8 protein-coding genes and 1 pseudogene are annotated in these 14,416 nt (G+C 46.8%); 2 read left to right on the forward strand and 7 right to left on the reverse strand.

The features are described 5' to 3' along the window. The first annotated feature begins 56 nt into the window (after positions 1 to 56). A complete protein-coding gene (locus J2Z66_RS27520; RefSeq protein ID WP_209975957.1) occupies positions 57 to 1,199 on the forward strand; it encodes a Fic family protein in 1,143 nt (380 codons plus the stop codon). 691 nt (positions 1,200 to 1,890) lie between these two features. Here J2Z66_RS27520 and J2Z66_RS27525 read toward each other — a convergent pair. Further along, the gene (locus J2Z66_RS27525; RefSeq protein WP_209975958.1) at positions 1,891 to 2,781 is read right to left on the reverse strand and encodes a LysR family transcriptional regulator; all 891 of its coding nucleotides are present in this window, start codon (positions 2,779 to 2,781) and stop codon (positions 1,891 to 1,893) included. Positions 2,782 to 2,807: 26 nt separating this feature from the next. Beyond that, the gene (locus tag J2Z66_RS27530) at positions 2,808 to 3,446 is read right to left on the reverse strand and encodes an HD domain-containing protein (protein WP_209975959.1); all 639 of its coding nucleotides are present in this window, start codon (positions 3,444 to 3,446) and stop codon (positions 2,808 to 2,810) included. 205 nt (positions 3,447 to 3,651) lie between these two features. On the opposite strand from J2Z66_RS27530, the pseudogene J2Z66_RS42995 reads away from it, so the two are divergent. Continuing rightward, positions 3,652 to 3,798 (forward strand): annotated as a pseudogene (locus tag J2Z66_RS42995) (hypothetical protein); the annotation flags it as partial. A gap of 20 nt (positions 3,799 to 3,818) precedes the next feature. Here the strand turns inward: J2Z66_RS42995 and J2Z66_RS27540 are convergent. The 5 genes from J2Z66_RS27540 to J2Z66_RS27560 form a co-directional block, all read right to left on the reverse strand. Further along, positions 3,819 to 4,682, reverse strand: a complete 864-nt coding sequence (locus tag J2Z66_RS27540) for a 3-hydroxybutyryl-CoA dehydrogenase (RefSeq protein ID WP_209976046.1) — start codon at positions 4,680 to 4,682, stop codon at positions 3,819 to 3,821. 23 nt (positions 4,683 to 4,705) lie between these two features. Further along, on the reverse strand, positions 4,706 to 5,650 hold the full coding sequence (locus J2Z66_RS27545) for a 3-hydroxyacyl-CoA dehydrogenase family protein (RefSeq protein WP_209975960.1): 945 nt from the start codon (positions 5,648 to 5,650) through the stop codon (positions 4,706 to 4,708). Beyond that, positions 5,647 to 6,492 (reverse strand): beta-keto acid cleavage family enzyme, encoded by an 846-nt coding sequence (locus J2Z66_RS27550; RefSeq protein WP_209975961.1) that lies wholly within the window; start codon positions 6,490 to 6,492, stop codon positions 5,647 to 5,649. Before J2Z66_RS27550 ends, J2Z66_RS27545 begins: the two co-directional genes overlap by 4 nt. A 394-nt stretch (positions 6,493 to 6,886) precedes the next feature. Beyond that, positions 6,887 to 12,226 carry a DUF4838 domain-containing protein gene (locus J2Z66_RS27555; RefSeq protein WP_209975962.1) on the reverse strand — a complete coding sequence of 1,780 codons (5,340 nt, stop codon included), beginning with the start codon at positions 12,224 to 12,226 and terminating at the stop codon, positions 6,887 to 6,889. 100 nt (positions 12,227 to 12,326) lie between these two features. Next, positions 12,327 to 14,387 (reverse strand): hypothetical protein, encoded by a 2,061-nt coding sequence (locus tag J2Z66_RS27560; RefSeq protein ID WP_209975963.1) that lies wholly within the window; start codon positions 14,385 to 14,387, stop codon positions 12,327 to 12,329. Between the last annotated feature and the right edge of the window lie 29 nt (positions 14,388 to 14,416).

Below are 14,416 nucleotides of genomic sequence, written 5' to 3' on the forward strand. Positions count from 1 at the left end.
TTAGAAAAAAATTATTGATATCATTGGTTTTTCAAGTGTAAAAGGTGGTGTAATTTATGACTTATATGTTTGCTTATGAGCACTTCGATACTATCGAAGATCGATTAGTCTTTCATCCGAATATAAATCCCTTTGATTATGAAATACAACAACTGATTCTTGAAGCTGAGAGGAATATAGGAGCCTTGGCCAGACTTGGTTTAAAAAGCCATCCCCTAAAGCCCACAATTTTACGTAACTCTCTGGTTAAAACCGCGCATTTCACAACTAAAATTGAACAAAACAAATTGGAATTCAAAGAGGTAGAACAACTTTATCAGAACTACAAAAGAAACTCCCTAACTATTAAACAAAAAGCACAAATAGAAGTTAAAAACGTCTTTGAAACTTATGAATTTATTTATAGTTTAAATTCAAACAAAGATTTTTCAGACATGGATGAGCCTATTCTAAAAAAAATACAACAAACTTTAATGAACAACTTGACCAGCTATCCTGAGGGATATAGAAATATCCCGGTAGCTCTTCTAGATGGTGATGGGCATGTCAGTTACCAACCTCCAGGATCTAATGAAGTTCCGCGTCTTATGCAGGCCTATTTTTCCTGGCTCTACACAAGTGTAACCGGATATACGAGCCCCTATGAGACGACAAATGCAAATTTTGAAAAAAAAGTCCATCCTCTAATCATTTCTGGGATCACTCATCATTTAATAGGTTACATTCATCCTTTTCCTGATGGTAACGGAAGAACAGCCCGGGCTTTTTCTACATTGGTAGGATTAATACACAACGATCTTGCTACCATTAAGGATGCATTTAGTGTAGAGGAATTCTTCGATAAAAGAATCGAGGATTATTATGATACTCTTATGTCTGCAACTCAAGGTAACCTGAAACCATTCATTGTTTTTTACCTCGAATGCGTCAACGCATCGCTTACTAAGGTACTCAAAGAACTTCAGCGTTACGATAGAATCAAGCATATTCGTGAACTACTGGGTAAAGGACATGCAAAAACAATGTTCGAATTAATTAACCAAATGGATGACGGAGAAATATTTCATAGACAATTGTTTGATAACACTCTAGACGCTTCCCCCTCAAGTATTGCCAAAAATATTTCAAGGCTAAAAGATTTAGGCGTTATCAAGTCAGGGGACGGCCGAGGAGAATATATTGTTTCTATTACGGAGTAATCAGCGAATGAATTAAGACTCACAAGAAAAGTAAAAGCACCGAAACAATCATCGATGCTTTTACTTTATGGAGTCGTGCTTCGGTTCCTGCAGCAAAATGCTGGCTTGCAAGCTGAAGAATCAATATGTTTGCTTTAACTAAACAACAGAATAGACCATAAATCCACCATCATCGGGGCTATGAACCCGGTAACGAAGCCCGATGTATGGTTGTCTACAAGCCAAAACAGAGTTCCTAATAAATCTTCATCCGCAAAATGAACGGCCAGCCACTGGTAAAGATTTGTTCCCTTGAATGATGAACAGCCTGCAAGAGATTTTCTCTTGGTAGGAGGTGATTTCCTAGCGGCAAAGGCGCTGGGGATGAAGAACCCCCCGCCGCGCATCTGCCCTCGTCACCCCTGCTACTTTAACGATGTTTTTCATCGCTAAAGTAGCAGTTCGTCTCCGCATCCTTACTTTAACGATGAAAAACATCGTTAAAATCTCTTTTATCCACCCAATGGGCTCATCCGGCCTCTTTTAACGATGAAAATCATCACTAACGCGGCTGATTGACTGGAAACACTTGCTTTAACGATGAAAAACATCGTTAAGTAAAGCACATGCTCCATTAGGGGGAGCCAGGCTGCATACTATCACAGCTTACTATCGCAGCTTCCTCCGGCATCCCTTCCCACGCTCAGCTATGTTAATCCTTATGGGTTTCTGTGACCGTTGTTTTTAATACATTTATGAACTCCCGCGCAGCAAATCCCATATATTTCTCCTTGTGATAGATCAAACCAATTTGCCTGCGAATAGACGGATTTTCAATTTTTATAATTTTGATATTATCATTATTCCATATATTTATAAGCGTTTTAGACAGGATCGATACTCCCGCTTGAGCTTCTATCAGACTAATGATGGTTTCAGGTGCATCCGTTTCTATGATTGGTTTCAGGCTGATGCCTAGTAATTGAAAAGCGATTTCGATTTGTTGGCGGCATTTATGGTTTTTTGGAAATACGATAAACGGCAGTCCGGTTATTTCTTCTAAATCGATCTTTTCGCGATTCGCCAAAGGATGATTGCTTGAAACGGTCAAATAAAGATTTTCCTCGTATAGGGGCACTGTCGTTATTCTTTCATCATGAACCGGGAGAATCGTTAAGCCAAAATCAATTTCATTCTGAATGACACGTTCTATAAGATCATCCGAGCCTACTACTTTCAGCTTAATTTGGGGATATCTTTGGTGAAAATCTACAAGTAATTTGGAAACCAGCTGATTTAGTTCTCCTGTTAGAGCTCCTATTGAAAGACTGCCTTGTTTAATTTCTTGCAGCTCCGCAATCTCTTCCCGGGCACTTTCCAGACTGTTAAAGACATTTCGGCAATGCTTTAATAAAATCAAGCCGGCTTCTGTTAACATTGTTTTTTTCCCTATTCGATCAAATAGCAGAATGCCTATTTCATCTTCTAAAGCTTTGATTTGATGGCTTAAAGTAGGTTGTGTTACCCCTAAATTCACGGAAGCGCGAGTGAAATGGAGCTCCTGGCAAATTGCCATAAAATATTCCAACTGTCTTATTTCCATTTCGACCTCCGCGCTGTGTTATGTTACTAATCCTTCCATGGCGAGTGCAATACACAATCACAAAAACTGGTTCGTTTAAAGCCTGGAAGCAAAAGCTCACAAACATCCGATTTAATATTTCCGAATGTGGTTTCCGGTTTATGCTTAAAGCCTTCGAGAAAAGCGGGCAATATCTTATTCTTGAAATTGTCCCGCGGATAAGCAGCGACTACCTGCTCACGCGTCTCTTCCGAAATGCTTTCAAAGTTTTCACCCATAACATCATAGCCGACTCCCGAGTATATTAACGCAACTTCAGGCTCTTTATATGGTGCAACTCCGATCGTTGTGTGCAGGGCGATGGCGTCCCATACTAGTCGAATAGACTCATCCGGCACCCCATGCTGTTGAAGATAGCTGCGGGCTGCATTGGCCCCGTCCACTTCAAAACGCTTATCTGGACTGCTATATTTCTTGGTGAGCCCCAAATCGTGGAACAGTGCGCTAATATAAAGCAGCTCTGCATCAAATTTCACCCGAGCATTCTTACCTTGAAGGGCGCCAAAAAGAAATACACGGTGGGAATGATTCCATAGTAGTGTATCGCCATGCTCACGAAGCAGCTCAGCTGCGCCAACAGCTAATTTGCTGTCAGGAATTATTATATCTGAAACGGATTTCAACATACAACTAACCTCCACTTTTGTATTTCAATACTTTTAAAGTATATTTGAGCCCAAAACAATTAGTCAATGTTATCGTTTCTATAATAATGATAGATAAAGAACATGATATATCATTAAAACCATCTATAGTTATGATAGATAATGTAACATTGATCTTATAAAGATCTCAGCCATGTCATTGAGAGAGATTTAAGGTTGGGATCGCCATTGGAATACTGAAGCTTACTTTCATTGCCCGCCCTTAACAGAAAAAGCAGCCCGCTATATACTCCAGCAAGGGGCTGCTTTGGTTGGGATCGATTCTTATAATATAGCTTTACAGAGCTTGAACAAGACTGAAGAACTATTTTGAGGTAAAACGGCTGAGGGAGCTTACTGCTCCCTTTTCTTATAATCGTAAAAACCCCGTCCAGACTTTTTGCCCAGCCAGCCGGCAGCGACATACTTGCGAAGCAGCGGACAGGGACGATACTTCGAATCCCCTAGGCCTTCATGAAGCACCTCCATGATCGCCAGACAGGTATCCAATCCGATAAAATCAGCTAACGCCAAAGGCCCCATCGGATGGTTCATCCCTAGCTTCATTACTTCATCGATCGATTCCCGTGCAGCAACTCCCTCATAAAGGCAAAAAACCGCTTCATTAATCATCGTCAATAAAATCCGATTCGATACAAATCCCGGAAAATCATTCACTTCTATCGGCACTTTGTCCATGCGCTTGGCTAAATTCTCAACGAGCAGGTACGTCTCATGAGAAGTACGCAACCCACGGATGACTTCAATCAGCTTCATAACAGGGACCGGATTCATAAAATGCATGCCAATAACTTGATCCGGGCGCTTCGTAAAAGATGCAATCTCTGTAATCGCAAGTGATGACGTATTGCTGGCAAGTATGGCATGCTGCGGGCAGATCAGGTCCAGCTTTTTGAAAAGCTCAGATTTTATTTGCATGTTTTCCACAATCGCTTCAATCACCATATCCACGTTCCGTCCATCTTCCAAGTCACTGGATAGAGAGATTCGGGCTAAAATGGCATCCATTTCTGCTTGAGATTTGCGCTTCTTTTCCACATCCCGGATTAGATTATTGCGAATAGTACCTAACCCTTTAAGTGAGTATGCAGGATCGATGTCATTTAAAATGACATTCATCCCTGCAGCAGCGACAACCTGGGCAATTCCGCTGCCCATCTGCCCTCCCCCAATGATCATCAGCCTCTGGATGTCCATCAATTAAACGTCCTCATTTCTAGTCATATGTAATTTTTGGAGGCTTTGAGCTGTTGAATTAATTTTCGGGCTAACCTTCTCTTCGATGCTTGTATATCGTCCTTTTCGTAGGTATAAAAACCTTCCCCGGATTTGACGCCCAGCTTTCCTTCTTCCACTTTTTTTCTCAATAATTGATTGGAAGAGCGTGAATGATCCATGTCTTGCAGCAGGTTGTCTCCTACCGTGCACCAAAGATCCAGCCCCCCTAAATCAGCGATTTCGAGCTGCCCTGTTGTAGCATATCTGAAAGCCGGACCGAACTTCAATGCTCTGTCTACATCTTCCGGGGATGCGATCCCTAATTCGATAATGGAAAAAACCTCGCGGGCAATCGCTTGTTGAATCCGATTGGCGATGAGCCCCGGAACATCTCTTTGTACTTTCACGGTCTGCTTGTCTATAGACTTGTATAATGCCTCAACTTCCAGATAAACAGGCTCAGGCATATTTCCGAAGTAAGATAGCTCTACAATGGGCATTAGATGTCCCGGATTAAACCAGTGATTTATGATCATCCGCTTTTTGCGCTCATCACTAACCAGCTGCATGAGATCCGTGAGCTTCAAACTGGACGTATTGCTTGCGAAAATGGCGTGTGGAAGACAATACGAGTCCAGCTGCTGAAACAGCTGTTGTTTAAGCTCTAGAATCTCAGGAACTGCTTCAATGATATAATCACGATCTTCAACTGTCCCTTTCAAATCTGCCGACAAGTGAATTCGTGCGATTGCTGGAGCTACTTCCCCATATCCAATCACATTTTCTTCCGCCAATAATTCTAGTTCATCCTTAATTTCATCTACAGCAGAAGCTAGTCTGTTCTGGTCCCTGTCATATAAATTAACATCGTAACCATACATCGCAAAAGTTCCCGCAATCCCATGTCCAAGCGTCCCGGCGCCTAAAACGGCTATTTTCTGTATCACGACAACATGCTTCTTTCTCCATGGTTATGTAACTTCAAAATCTGCCTAGCCTCATCCGGTGAAGCGACTTCTTTACCTGCTTCTCTGATGAGTCTTGCCGCCCGCTCTACAAATTCAGCATTTGATTTAGCCAGCCTGTTCTTTGTATAAAAGACATTGTCCTCCATACCTACCCGGACATGGCCGCCCATTGCGATCGTTGCAAACAGGATGGGAAGATGATGTCTCCCTACGCCAAAAGCAGACCATGTGGCATCTTGCGGGATCAAGCCTTTTAGAAAAACAAGATTTTCAATCGTAGCTCCTATTCCACCAGGTACTCCCATGACAAATTGGTAATGCCCCGGCGTATTCAGAACTCCCTTGTTGACATAATGAAAGGAGTTATAGACCATTCCGGCATCCATAATTTCTATCTCAGGCTTAATTGCATGCTCCATTGTAATTCTCCCCAGCTTCTCCAGAAAATGAGGATGGTTTATGAACAACGTGTCATGCATCCAATTCATAGTTCCTGCATCAAAGGTTGCCATCTCTGGCTTTAATTCGATCAAATGAGCTATTCTATCATCATTCGTAGCATTCAGATCACCTGAGGTTGTCAGATTCAGAACAATATCACACCGGCTGCGAATCAGCTGCACCGTCTCTTTGAATTTCTCCAAATTCATCGTGCCTTTCCCTTCATCATCCCGCACATGCACATGTGCAATGGAGGCTCCAGCTTTCCAACATTCATAAACGTCGTCTGCAATCTCCTGGGGGGTTAAGGGTATATTCGGATTTTGTCCCTTTGTGGGGAACGCACCTGTTGTTGCAACCGTTATCATTACCTTTTCCATATGATAGATTCACCTCATACTTCCCATAATTCTCATAATTTTCTATTCATAAGCTTTCAGGATTTAGTCGTATTGTATTTAGTAGTATTGTAAGTGAAGGAACTATGGGTGTCAATTAATTATTCTAATATACGAATACGATTCACATATGAGAAAACTTGACAGTGTCCTTTGAGGAGCGTGTTCGTCAGTGTCAAATCGTTCGGTTGTTTTATGGTTTTATCCACAAACTCTAATGACTATAATATAACGTGTTTCGCTATGAACATCTCCTGATTTAGAAAACCGAAGCAGCCGCTCTGGCCACCGTCCTCACCACAAAAAAAACCTCGCAACTGCAGTCTGCAGCCACGAGGTTATATTTTTGTTAAATTAAAATAGTCTTGCCAGTGTACTATTCAGCATCCGGCAACTCGACAAGCGACACATCATCTACCCATATGGTATCCGTGCCGGACATGAACAAGTAGATCCAGTTATGCTCATACACTGCATTTAAGTCTGGCGCATATTCCAGTTCCAGCAGCTGCCACTCACCGTTCAGTGCAACGTCCGCATTCGCAGTTACCGGGTTGTTGCCACCGCCCGCCAACATCTCATAGATGGACACATTAGCCGTCCCGGGCGAGAGCCCTTTGACCCAGGCGCTCAGCTTATACCGCTTGCCAGGCTCAAGCTGGAAATCCTGCAATGACCTCGCCAGCGTGTATTCCCCCCCTTGCAGCTCAAGCTTCAGAGAACGCCCGCCGCTGTGCGCTACTGTATGATCCCATACACCAGTCGGTGCAAACCAGCGGTCCGGAAAGCTGCTCGGCGTAGCAATCTCAAACCCGGGATTGTACAGCAGATTGCCAGCTTCAGGGGCTGTTAATTCTACTAAACTCACGTCATCGATCCATAACTTATCGGTGCCGGACATGAAAATGTATACCCAGTAGTGATCGTATGGCGCGTTGGTAGGAGGCTCATATTCCAATTCTACCGTTTGCCATTGATGATTGGCCGTTAAATCCGCGTTGGCGGTCATAGTCGTTGCGCCACCCGTGCCAACACCATAAAGCGACATGCTTACTGATCCTGTCGAGGCTCCTTTCACCCGCGCACTCAGCTTGTAACGCTTGCCAGGCTGAAGCTCCAGATCCTGGTCGGCGCGGGTATATACGTAGGGCGCCCCATTCAAATCCAATCTTAAAGAATGCGTCCCTGCGTATTTGTCCCCTCCGTCCCAGACAGTTGAGGAAGATAGCCATCCTGCTGCAAAACTTCCTTCATTGCCACGCTCAAAACTGGGGTTATCAACCAGATTAGCCTGATTGCCTGACTGCTCCAGATGGATGGGGTAGAAATCGCCCGGGTTCCAGACCATGCCTCCACCCCATGTGAAAAATCTTTCTTTGCCATGGAAATTTCGGAAAAAGAAGCCATAGAGTGTACTCGTATCCGCTGGATTCACGCCAATACTGGCGAAAGGAATGACTTGAATCGCATTCCAGCGATCAGTGCCAACATGTGCCCCAGCATACCACTCTCCATTATAAGTTGAATCCTGGAACGATTTGTACTCGAATTTCACTGCTTGCGGATTGGAGAAGAAGCCATAATAAGTGCCAGCCCGGTCTCCTGTGACATAGGTTTCAACCGAGTCGTCCGCTCCGCTGCTCCACCATTCGCCAGGAGCACTTTCACTGACTACCATACTTGCCAGATCATCGTCCATGTTTTCATAACCGACGTACAGGTTTTCATCATCCCAAAGCAGGTACACATTCGTTTCTACCGGTACCGGGAGTTTCGTACCCATTTCGCGAAAATCGCTCATTGGTACCGCTTCAGCCCAAGGGCCTGCGCTGAAATCGGTTGCGTTCATAATGTCTGTTTTGTTGAAAGCTGTCTTGATGGCTGTGGCTGACAAGTTAGGCAATTGCCCCACTGTAAATACCATTGTTTCAAACGTCGTTTTAATCGGCGCAATACGCTGCTTGGCCGCCGCATCCGCCAGATTCCACGCCGTATCCAGTGCCGCCTGGGCAGCATCCGCGATACCCGCCTCAATGACATAGCGCCCGATATACTGGCTTTCCCGGGAATACACACTCACAGGCTGCTGATCATAATTGTAGCCTTGCTCAATAAGATCATAATAAGTGCCCATCGCCTCAGCGGCTGCCCCGTAGGCCTTGGTCAAGAACTTGTCTTTCAAAGCATCCAGATCGGCATCCGGGTCCCAGTATAATTGGTGGATGAGCCAGTATTGCAAGGCGTTGATGCCCCATATATCCCCGTTGTCAACCTGTCCTTCAGGCATGACTCCAGTAATGCCAAGATCGCGATAATACTGCATATCCGCCTGCACTTTGTCTGCAATTGGACGCTCATACACGTGGGTAGCACAACAGCCATAATAATTGTACATCACAATATTTGACGTTTTGGCTGCCCAGGCTTCCAGCTTCAGCTTATAGCCATAATTGGAATTGCTTTGGTCCGTCGTGTTGAACGGGGCGCGCACATCCTCCGCAGCAGGCGCCATCACGATGACAATATTGTCCTCCAGTTCTACCTTAGGAGGCGTATCTGTGAAGAAATAAGCGAACGTCGTAATTTTCACATCCGGATGCGTCAGCTTCAGCTCAGCCGCTACTTTATTCAGGAAGGTGAAGAAAACCGTTGATTTATAAGCCGGATCTTCCGGCTGGACTACAAGCCCTGCAGGTGTAGTGAATGGCAGGCTGCTAAGTTCACCTTGGCTGAACACCTGGTTATCCATAATGCCTACCCCCACGTATTCCAGCGGCTGAACGGCGAGCAACGCCCTGATTTCACTTGCTACCACTCCCGGCACATCCGGATGATAGAAGTTAATCTGTGACTGATCCACTGTAACGGGTACATATTCCCCATTAATCTCGTTATAGTATTCAGGATGCGTGGCGAAATATTTATCGTTCGGCAGCCAAGAGTCAAGATTATGGCCCAGTAAGAACGGAGTAATGCCTACGCTGTTATGCCTGTTCCAATACTGCACATTGCCCATTTCCGCCAATTTAATATTCAGTTTGTTGCGAGCAAGCATCTTTTCGGTATCCAGATCAGAATGGAACTCCCCGTACTTGCCCGAACCGGTCGTGTGCCAGCCGCGCAGCAAAAACGGTGATTTCTCTGCATAATTAACCTTCCCGGCGAGGATTGTCGACTGCGGGTCATAGAGCGTACCGATCGAGATGGATCGGGTCCACAGGATATCTGCATTCTCTTCCAGGAAATCATACACGCCGTTCAATACGCCGCGCGATTCATCACCAATGATGTAAATGCGGCTGCCTACGGCGCGAATGGCGTAGCCGTCGGAACCGGCCAGAAAGCTGAGATCGTCAGTGTACAGGCTGGCGAGCTGTGTTTCAGTCTCTGGGGTAGCAAGCACAATCTCCACTTTGCCGCTGGAATTGCCGGAGCTGATCGTTGTAATCTCCGGAGCCGGTCCTTGCTCGGCATCCACTTCAATCAGCCTTATGTCATCCACCCACATCGAGTCCGTACCTGACATAAAGAAATAGACATTATTGAAATTGTACTGGGCAGCAGCATCAGGCGCATAGTCCAGTTCTACCAGTTTCCATTCCGATGTTAAAGCACTTTCTGCCCGGGCAGTTACAGGGTTGCTGCCACCACTGGCCTGCCGCTCGTGGATTTCCACATTCATTGTTCCGGCGCCTGCAGACTTCACCCAAGCGCTTAGCTTGTATTGCTTGCCTGGCGCCAAATGCAGCTCCTGCTCACTTCTGGCAAACATATACGAATTGCCCTCCAGATCGATCCGCATCGAATGACTGCCGGATTTCGCTGCCGCAGCATCTCTTGCAGCAGCAGGTGAAGACCAGCCTTGCGGCAGTGTACCGCTCGTTTGCTCGAACCCAGGATTGACCAACAGGTTCGATGTATATTGCACAGCCAGTTCAGGCGTATGGAGTGCAACGCCACCAGCGCTTGCCTGCACCGCGATTACATAACTGCCATCAAGCAATGCATCTGTAATTTGAAAAGAACCACGGACAATTTTCCGTTCATATCCGCCCACTGTCACTTCCGTAGGCAGATTGACAGGAATGGCGTTACTGCCGGTTTGTACCAGCGCAATTGTGGCCGGACTGGCCTGATTATTGACAATGTGCACTTCGAGCGGGTAGTGCCCGCTTTTGGCCAATGACAGTTCTTCATTGGCAAACAAGACACTGACCGCTGCCGACAAATCCCGTTTGAAGATCGGCAGCTCAGCTCCGCTGACCAGCTTGATTGTGTCCTGCAGCTCCCGTGCTGCATAAAGCAGCATTTCATCCGCTTCCGCGCCGATAAAGATATCCGCATTGGCAGCACCTGAGCTTACTATTGCTGGTGGTGTGCCTGGGTTCGGGCTAGAAGTAGGAGTAGGCGTAGGAGTAGGCGTAGGAGTAGGCGTAGGAGTAGGCGTGCTGCCGTTTTCGTTTCCGTTTCCACTTTCATTGCCAGTACCAGTACCTGTCGCTGGAACTTTTGGCTGCTCTTGCCGCGTATCCTTGGCGACCAGCTTATTGCCAATTGTAGCCGTTATACCGGCTGCAAACTGCACTTGGACAGGCCAATTCTCCAGCTCCGCGCCATTTACATGAAAGACCGCCTTTTCAATCTTGCCCTTGCCAATTACAGAAGCAGGAGCATTAAAGGAAAGCGTTACCACTTTTGCAGATGCTGCCAGTTCAATTATGCCGCTGGAATCCATCTGCAAATCCTGAATAACTGTTCCTTCGCCGACAGCAAGCTTAATATGCTTATTCCATTTGCCAACCCTTGTCGGTCCGGTCAACGTCGAATGCAGCAGCGTAATTCCCGGGTCGCCGCCACCAAGTATATAGGTTGAACCTAATACAGTGACACCTTCAAGCAGCACTTCCCCGTCATTTACGCCTTGCGTAATATACAGATCGCCTGCGATCGTCAGATTGCTTAATTTCACCCCAGTGCTGTTGACGACCAGGTTCCCGGCAACATCTGCATCATAATTGCCAGGCTGGTTCACCAGCGTGCCCATCACATTCTGGATCATCTGCACAACTTCAGCACGGGTCGTGTTATTATGCGGATTAAACCGATTGTTTCCGCTCCCCTGCAGATATCCCTTGGCCTGCAAAGCTGCTACTCCAGCCGCCGCATAACCCGCAATATCCTGGCTATCCGCAAACGTTGCATCAGCTCCCGCGCCGGATCCTACTTGAAAGGCGCGCGCAACAATAACCGCAGCGTCCTGACGGGAAATAGATGTATCAGGCGAGAACTTGCCACTGCCGGTACCATTGATAATTTCGAAGGCATGCAGTTTGGCAACATCTTGCACATACCAGGCATCGGCTGGCACATCCGAGAATGGACTACTACTGCCTGAAGTGCCAGGAAAGTTAAATACCCGGTTGATGAATGCGGCAAATTGGGCACGAGTGACCGAACTGTCCGGCCGATAGCTCTGATCATCGTACCCTTGTAATAAACCGCTTTCAATCCATTTTTGCATAACATCTCGCGCCCAATGCTCTGTAATGTCCGATGTGCCCTGTGCAGTTTGCGTCCCCGCACCTGCTGCGCCCGCCTGTACAGGCGGCAACAGCATAAGCAGCATACAAGCAATGATCGCCATTGACACTAAACGATTCCACTTGATTCTGTCGGTTCTGATATTCATCATTTTCATCATGTTCATCATCTTCATAGTACCCGCTCCTTCATTGTAATTTCTCCAAAACCTCAGCCAAATGCTTCCTGGCAACCGCCATGTTGCATCAATCACCTCCTCCCATTGTCCAGCTGTATTACAAGCTAACTTCTACAATAACTGCCCCGCGCCCCGGAACATATAAACTAAATTCAGATCCACGCGGTTTAACGGGGACACCGGGAAATTCAGTCAGCACTTCGATCCGCTGAATAGGCCTGCCCATATCTACATGTGCGGATTTGTAATTGATGTGCACATTCGTCAGTATGAGACGGTAACGCTGTGGAGCGACTTCAAGTGCAGCAACACGAATATAGGCTTCGTTTTTCAACAGTTTTGGCGCATGGGTAACTGCGATGATTTCCTCAACCACACGGTTTATTAACGGCTCTGCCACCGGACGAAAGTGCAGGCTCTTCACCCAAGTAATCGCATCACTAATTGGTTCTTGCCCTTGTTGCCACTCGTTCCCCTCTGAAAGTTGATCTTCCAGATAGCGAATGTCATCGGCTTGGCTGCCAGCAGGACGGATCAGGCAAAATAACTTGTGTTCATCATGCCCACTATGAATGCCCAATTGCTCCAACGCTACTGCAACCCGTTCTGTCATCCTTCCCAAGAAAACTGCGGCTCCACCCTGATAAGCGAGCACGGTTTGCATTTCATCATCAGGCAGCACATGCAGATTCGTGACGAGAATCGTACCCGTAAAGGAAGGGACCTCCTTGATTCCGATTGCCGCATGTACCGGTGCTCCCCGTGATAAAAGCTCATTCGCATACTTGTGGACAGGCCATGTCCGGTCCGTCGCGTATTCCCGCATGGAAGGCTGCAGCATCGCATCTGACCAGACCAGTGCTGCTCCGGCAATTCGATACGGCTGCGCTTCGAACCCCAAATTCCAGCGTGTAGTAATCCACTTCCAGCCTTCACCGCTAATTCCATCTCCAAGACAAGCCATGAACCCTGCTGCGCAGCGCTTCACTCCATCATTTGCAATGAGGTACATATTCGTTAAAGTATGAATATCCCGCTCCAGCACGGTTGGCGCATGACTGATTGCATCCCACTGCTCATGCGTATCCGCCAGCGCATTCAGGCAAATCAGCTTCGTATCCGGTACATAGGCCTTGATCATCAGCAGCATCGCCATAAACTCGGTCCCCGGTTCATATTCGGTTTCCCCGGCACCGGCCGAGAGTGAGGCGCCCACTGTCTCAACGATAAAGCCGTCAATCCCTGTATCAGCCAGCAGCTTGTAATCGACGCCATATCGATACAACGCTTCGAATGGTTCTCTCGTCCAGGCCGTGTTCACATACGCTTTTTTCCCGGCCTTGCGTATCCCATCCATGATTTTGTGCCAGAGCTGCGCCCATCTGCTGCCATGGAATTCGATCCATTCCATCCGCTTGTTGCTCCAGATCCAGTCCGCACGCAGCTCCATTTCACCCTGTTCGCCATCGCAAGCAACCTGCATATTATCAGGCAGCTCCAAGCCGCTCCATTGTATAAACTGCCCTACCATATCATCGGAATAGTCGGTTTCTGCCAGGCTCAGCCTTGGGCTTGTATATCCGTCTGCGCCATGATACCCGTCGAACCCGTAGTCTTCCAGCACCTGTATTAACTCGGGTACAAACTGATCTTCATAATAGCTGCCATCCTTCATGCGACGCAGCGGATTAATGCCCGGGAATGGCTCCCCCGTCTTGCGCATCTCGTACAGCTCGGGATGGGCAGCGCACCATGTGCTTTTGCTCAATTCCTCGCTGCCATTCTCACCATCGAACTGAAAAATATCAAAGAACGCACAGTATACTTCAATACCATGCTTCTGCAGTTCACGCACCAGATTCCGTAATTCAAGATTGGTCCATTGCTGTCTTCCCCGCTCTTTGTTATACGGGCGCGCTCCGTAGGAGCACATCTCCATCGGCAGCCCCCACTCCGCCTCCATCCCCGAGTGCCCATGGACAAAATCAGGCGTGTAGAACAACAGGGAGACGCTGTCCGGAATAAATCCCGCACTATCCAGATAGGCCTGAACGGCATAATCCGGTTGCTGGTTGTCGAAGCCGATTAATTCGATCCAAACCCAGCGTTCATAGTTTACTGTACCTGCACGGCTAGCCTCACGACTCATTTTACTCACCCTCTCATCCCTCTTATCCCTTGTATCCC

Origin of the sequence: Paenibacillus eucommiae (assembly GCF_017874215.1) — a bacterium.
Classification (GTDB): Bacteria; Bacillota; Bacilli; order Paenibacillales; family NBRC-103111; genus Paenibacillus_AI; species Paenibacillus_AI eucommiae.

Excerpts from the sequence above, each read along its gene's own strand:
- J2Z66_RS27520 (WP_209975957.1), top strand. The coding sequence starts at position 57 with ATGACTTATATGTTTGCTTATGAGCACTTCGATACTATCGAAGATCGA.
- J2Z66_RS27540 (WP_209976046.1), bottom strand. The coding sequence starts at position 4,682 with ATGGACATCCAGAGGCTGATGATCATTGGGGGAGGGCAGATGGGCAGC.
- J2Z66_RS27530 (WP_209975959.1), bottom strand. The coding sequence starts at position 3,446 with ATGTTGAAATCCGTTTCAGATATAATAATTCCTGACAGCAAATTAGCT.
- J2Z66_RS27555 (WP_209975962.1), bottom strand. The coding sequence starts at position 12,226 with ATGAAGATGATGAACATGATGAAAATGATGAATATCAGAACCGACAGA.
- J2Z66_RS27525 (WP_209975958.1), bottom strand. The coding sequence starts at position 2,781 with ATGGAAATAAGACAGTTGGAATATTTTATGGCAATTTGCCAGGAGCTC.
- J2Z66_RS27550 (WP_209975961.1), bottom strand. The coding sequence starts at position 6,492 with ATGGAAAAGGTAATGATAACGGTTGCAACAACAGGTGCGTTCCCCACA.